We start from the raw sequence: 3,563 nt of genomic DNA, 5'->3' as shown, positions 1-3,563 counted from the left end.
CGGCTTACCAGCGCTACACGCTGGAGATATCGCGCACCGATGATCCGGCGCAGCAGGTGCTGGCCTATCGCGCGGCCTATGCGATGGTGGCCACCGGCACGCCGCCACCGCCGTCGTACAAGCTGGGTTCGGAAGACAAGCGGCTGGCGTCGCAGCAGCTGTGGGGGCTGATGGTGGAACAGGGCCGCAGCTGGGATGACCTTGGCCCGGACCTCACCGACGGCTCGCCGCGGCCGTTGCCACAGATGAAGGTGACGCCGATCTATTGATCGCGGTGTGCCGCTGCGCTCGCCGGGTATGGCGCGGCGCTACCGTTGGCTATCGCCACGCCTCGACCACCGCATCGCCGCGCAATGGCGCATACAACGGCAAGGCCAATTCCTGCTTCACCCATCCCGGGTTGAGCGCGCGCAATCCCGCCAGGTATTCGCGGGCCAATGCGGTTTCATCGTGCGATATCGCCAGCCGCGCCGCGCGTGCCCATGTCCGGTCCCAACCATGCGCCAGCGCCAGCGAGGTGGCCAGCGACGCATGTGCGCCGGCCACGTCGCCCTGTTCCCACTGCTGCTCGGCGCGGATGATCGCTTCATTTGAAAGCCGCATGTCGTACAGCTCGCGCAGGCGCGCCACGGCACGCGGATCGGCATCCACGCGCAGGTCGGTGTCCTGCCAGTCGCCGCCAGGCGTGCGCACCAGCAATGCCGCCGACCATTGCCCGCTGCGTTGTCCACCCGCCGCTTGTCCCGCTTCCAGCGCTGCCAGCAGGCGCGCGGCAAGCGCACCGTGGGTGGTCGTAAACGCGCGTTGCATCGCCGCCAGCACGTCCGGCCCGGCCAGTCCGTTGCCTTGCACGCTCACCTTGCCCTCGCCAACGGCACCTGCCCAATCGGCCCGCTGCGCGGTCGCGCCGGTGTACTGCGCGTTGCCGCCTCGCGCACTGACCAGCCCGACCTGGCGCTCGGCGATGGTGGTGCCATCGAAGTCGCCATCCTCGTCCAGCAACTGCTTGAGCACCTGCGCCGGCGTGCGACCTTCGGCCAGCAGCGCCAGCCCCTTCGAGCCGTAGGTCGGGTTGGTTTCGAACTGGCTGGCGACCGCGCCGACCTTCGCCTGCGCCCACGGCACGCCGACACCGCCGACGGCGAGATTGTGCGTGGCGACAGCCACCCCGCAGTCGCCGGCTTCGTTGCAGGCGGCAATGGAAAAGGTCGCCCATGCCGGCGCAGCGACAGCAGCGAGCAGCAAGGCCAGGCAGGGGCGCAGCATGAACATGGTCGTCTCCGGTGAAGGCGTTGAACTGGGATGCAACGGACGCGCGGAAGGTTTAGTAGATCCACGCCATGCGCGGATGAATCCCCATCGAAATCGAATATTTCGACAATTCGTCGAAGAGCCTCCACGCATGGCGTGGATCTACCGTTTCGACCAAGGTCGACACCCACCAACAGCAGGCCATGCCAGGTATAGCCAGCTTTTGACGTTGACGTTGACGTTGCCTCCGCAGGTGCAGGGCGCAGCCCTGCCGGACCGCCCCCTACCGCCCCGGCAACTGGGTAAACGCGCGCTGCATGCAGTCCTCGCGCGGGCACACCCGGCAGCCCGGCCCGATCGACACCGAATTGCCTGGGCTCTGCACGTCCAGCCCCAGCGAATACACCAGCCGATCGGCATGCTGCAGGTCACACCCCAGTGCCACCGCGAAGGTCTTGCGTGGCTGGCCRTGTCCCACCGGGCCGCTGCTGACCTGCCGTGCCAGCCAGAAATGGCGGCGGCCATCGGGCATGCGCGCGGTCTGGGTGAGGATGCGTCCGGGCTGGTTGAACGCCTCATAGACGATCCACAAAGGGCAGGAACCGCCCACCTGCGAGAAGTGGAAGTCGGTGGCCGAGTGGCGCTTGGACACGTTGCCGGCGCGGTCCACGCGGATGAAGAAGAACGGCAGCCCCGGCGCACTGCGGCGTGCCAGCGTACTCAACCGATGGCAGACCGCCTCGAATCCCACACCGAACTGATGCGCCAGCAGCTCGATGTCATAACCGCTGGCCTCGGCCGCGCGCAGGAAACGCATGTATGGCATCACCAGCGCACCGGCGAAATAGTTGGACAGGCCGATGCGCGCCTGTGCGATGCGGGCCTCGTCGGTGAAGCCGGTGCGCGCGATCACCGCATCGATCTGCGGCAGGTAGCCGCGCAGCGCCAGCTCGACCGCCATCTGGAACGCCTGCTGGCCCGGCTCCAGGTAGTCGGGCAGCCACAGCGTACGGCTGCCGGCATCGTACTGGCGCTTCTCGCGCCCGGCCTGCAGCGCGGCCACTTCCACCAGCACCCCATGGCGGTCGGCCAGCAGCTGGCGCAGCCGTGGCGCCACGTGCCCCGGCGCCAGCCCCCATTCGGCGAACAGCTGCTCGGCCAGTTCGTCCAGCTCGGGGATGTGGTTGTGCATGCGGTTGAAGAACTCGCGCACCTGGTCGCCGGCCGGCAACGTGCTGCCCGCGCCCGGCTCGCCCAGTTGGAACTCCAGCGCGGCGGCATGCTCGCGCAATGCCAGGTGGCGGCGATGCAGGTCCAGCAGCGCGCGGCTGACCTGCGGCAGGTTGCCGGCCAGCGCGCGCAGTTCGGTGGCGCTGACGTCGGCCAGGCCCAGATCGCGCAGCGTCTCGCCCAGCGACTCCTGCAGCGCGGCGGGCTCATCGTCGTCGAACAGGGTGGAAACATCGCCCAACACCTCGCCCAGCTTCTTCTGCACCGCAGGCGTCAGCGGGCGCTTGTTGCGCTCGATCTGGTTCAGGTAGCTGGCCGACAGCCCCAGGGCGCGGGCAAGCTCGGCCTGGCTGTAGCCGCGCTGCTCGCGCAGGCGCAGCAGACGCAGGCCGAGCTGGCGCTGGGGGGCTGAATGATTCACAGGATTAACAGGAATCGTGGCGGGCATTGGCCAGATTAAGCGGATTCAGGCCGGAAATCGAGGCGTGGCCTGTGAATAATGCCAAGAATCTTTCGCACCCCGTGGATTGTCGTCATGACTGTTGCAGCGCCCCGTATCCGCATGCTGATCGATGGCCAGTTCGTTGAATCGGCCACCTCCCACTGGCAGGACGTGATCAACCCGGCCACCCAGGACGTGCTGGCCCAGGTGCCGTTCGCCACCACGGGTGAAGTCGATGCCGCCGTGGCTGCCGCCAAGGAAGCCTTCAAGACCTGGCGCAAGACCCCGATCGGTACCCGCGCGCGCATCTTCCTGAAGTACCAGCAGCTGATCCGCGAAAACATGAGCGAGCTGGCGCACATCCTCACCGCCGAACAGGGCAAGACCCTGCCGGACGCCGAAGGCGATGTGTTCCGCGGCCTGGAAGTGGTCGAGCACGCGGCCGCCATCGGCAACCTGCAGCTGGGCGAACTGGCCAACAACGTGGCCAACGGCGTGGACACCTACTCGATCATGCAGCCGCTGGGCGTGTGCGCAGGCATCACCCCGTTCAACTTCCCGGCGATGATTCCGCTGTGGATGTTCCCGATGGCCATTGCCACCGGCAACACCTTCATCCTCAAGCCGTCCGAGCAGGACC

3 protein-coding genes and 1 pseudogene are annotated in these 3,563 nt (G+C 67.4%); 2 read left to right on the top strand and 2 right to left on the bottom strand.

Annotation, left to right across the window (positions count from 1 at the left end; genetic code table 11):
- Window positions 1–269, top strand: a pseudogene (locus AC1VAN_RS15295) (RpoH suppressor); the annotation flags it as partial.
- 49 nt (window positions 270–318) lie between these two features.
- Here the strand turns inward: AC1VAN_RS15295 and AC1VAN_RS15290 are convergent.
- Window positions 319–1,272 carry a DUF1028 domain-containing protein gene (locus AC1VAN_RS15290; protein ID WP_442251479.1) on the bottom strand — a complete coding sequence of 318 codons (954 nt, stop codon included), beginning with the start codon at window positions 1,270–1,272 and terminating at the stop codon, window positions 319–321.
- Window positions 1,273–1,534: 262 nt separating this feature from the next.
- Window positions 1,535–2,929, bottom strand: coding sequence for a helix-turn-helix domain-containing protein (locus AC1VAN_RS15285; RefSeq protein WP_442251478.1), 1,395 nt, complete (start codon window positions 2,927–2,929; stop codon window positions 1,535–1,537).
- A gap of 87 nt (window positions 2,930–3,016) precedes the next feature.
- Here AC1VAN_RS15285 and AC1VAN_RS15280 point away from each other — a divergent pair.
- A partial coding sequence (locus tag AC1VAN_RS15280) for an aldehyde dehydrogenase family protein (RefSeq protein ID WP_480986121.1) occupies window positions 3,017–3,563 on the top strand: 547 nt, incomplete at its 3' end.

Source organism: Stenotrophomonas sp. 05L44_2 (genome assembly GCF_056665995.1).
Note: the sequence above shows the minus strand (reverse complement) of the source record. Positions and strands in the feature narration are given on the sequence as shown.